Annotated in this window: 1 protein-coding gene and 1 tRNA gene; both read left to right on the top strand. The window is 49.0% G+C overall.

Translation table 11 applies throughout. The annotated features are described in order from the left end of the window. Window positions 1-72: 72 nt before the first annotated feature. A tRNA-Thr gene (locus DI14_RS11315) sits at window positions 73-143 on the top strand. A 523-nt stretch (window positions 144-666) separates the two neighbouring features. Next, window positions 667-1357, top strand: a 691-nt coding sequence (locus DI14_RS11310; RefSeq protein ID WP_051622703.1) for a queuosine precursor transporter, incomplete at its 3' end; no start/stop codon positions are given.

The raw sequence follows: 1357 nt of genomic DNA, 5'->3' as shown, positions 1-1357 counted from the left end.
TGGACGCGGGGTCTTATTATTCTAAAAAAGCTTGAAATTGCCGTACGAACTGTGTAACATACTATGTGTAACGCCTCTGTAGGTTAGTGGCAGACCTCAGCAATGGTAATGCTGCAGCACGAGTTCGATTCTCGTCGGAGGCATCAAAAACACCGCTCAACCAAGCGGTTCAGAGCACTTCCTGTTTATGACAGGAGGTGCTTTTGTTTATTCGTTCACAGTTTGTGCCCAAAAGCGGTTTTTCAGACGATTTTGATTGATTTGAAAAATCAGATATCTCTGACAAATTATCCGTCCATCGATGCCATGGCCTATCAGTCTTCTGGTTTAAAGCGACATCGTGATTTACTCATGCGTGACCTCTTTGTGACTTGAGGTCACATATTGAATCGTAGCCAGGAGTGTAACTTTGATAGACGACAAAAAACGCCCCGGAGGACGCTTAGATGCCCGTACTCAACTGAATTGCCTGTCATCAATTATGAAGGGTATCGCTAGCAATCTGAGTGGTGTATGACCACATCCCAATCAGATGAATCGCTCTCATCCAAAACTCGGGTGAGAGCTTTTCCATTCAGTCATGGAAACTGTGTTGACACGGTTTCCGTTCCTCTATAAACTTGAAAAGTTAAAAGTACCTATTGATTCGGAAGGAGCAACATCCCAATGCTTAATGAATGGTTATGGATTCCTTCTGCCTTGCTCACGCTCAGCCTGCTCGTCCTCAGCTATAAGCTGTTCGGACGTGTCGGGCTGTTCGCCTGGATCGCGATGGCCTCGGTCGTCGCCAACATCCAAGTGACGCAGCAGATTGTAATCGGCGGTTTCATCTTCACACTCGGGAATATCGTCTACGGTTCCCTTTATTTAGCGACAGACATCTTGAATGAGAAATACGGGCGTCATACGGCGCGTAAAGGCGTCTGGCTCGGTTTCTTCATCTTGATCGTGTCGACGGTGCTCATGCAGTTCGCCTTGCTTTATGAACCGTTCGAAGAAGCGCTCTTCATGCATGAGAGTTTCGAGGCGTTGTTCTCAATGCTCCCGCTCATCACGCTTGGTAGCCTCGCCGCGTACCTCGTCTCGCAGCTGTTCGACGTCTTCATCTACTCGAAGATTCGGGCGAAGACCGGTGAGAAGAAACTATGGCTCCGGACGACCGGTTCGACCGTCGTCTCCCAGTTCATCGACACGCTCACGTTCTGTACGATCGCCTTTTGGGGTATGGAATGGGGCATCTGGTGGAACATCTTCGTCACGACATACGTCGCGAAGTTCGTGATTGCCTGGATGGCCACACCGTTCATGTATTATGCGAAACGGACGAAGCCACAAGAAGACGAGGCCGAGAAGGCCG

It is taken from the genome of Exiguobacterium sp. AB2 (genome assembly GCF_000696055.1).
GTDB classification, from domain to species: Bacteria; Bacillota; Bacilli; order Exiguobacteriales; family Exiguobacteriaceae; genus Exiguobacterium; species Exiguobacterium alkaliphilum.
The sequence above is the reverse complement of the archived record's forward strand: the minus strand, read 5'-3'. Positions and strand labels throughout refer to the sequence as shown.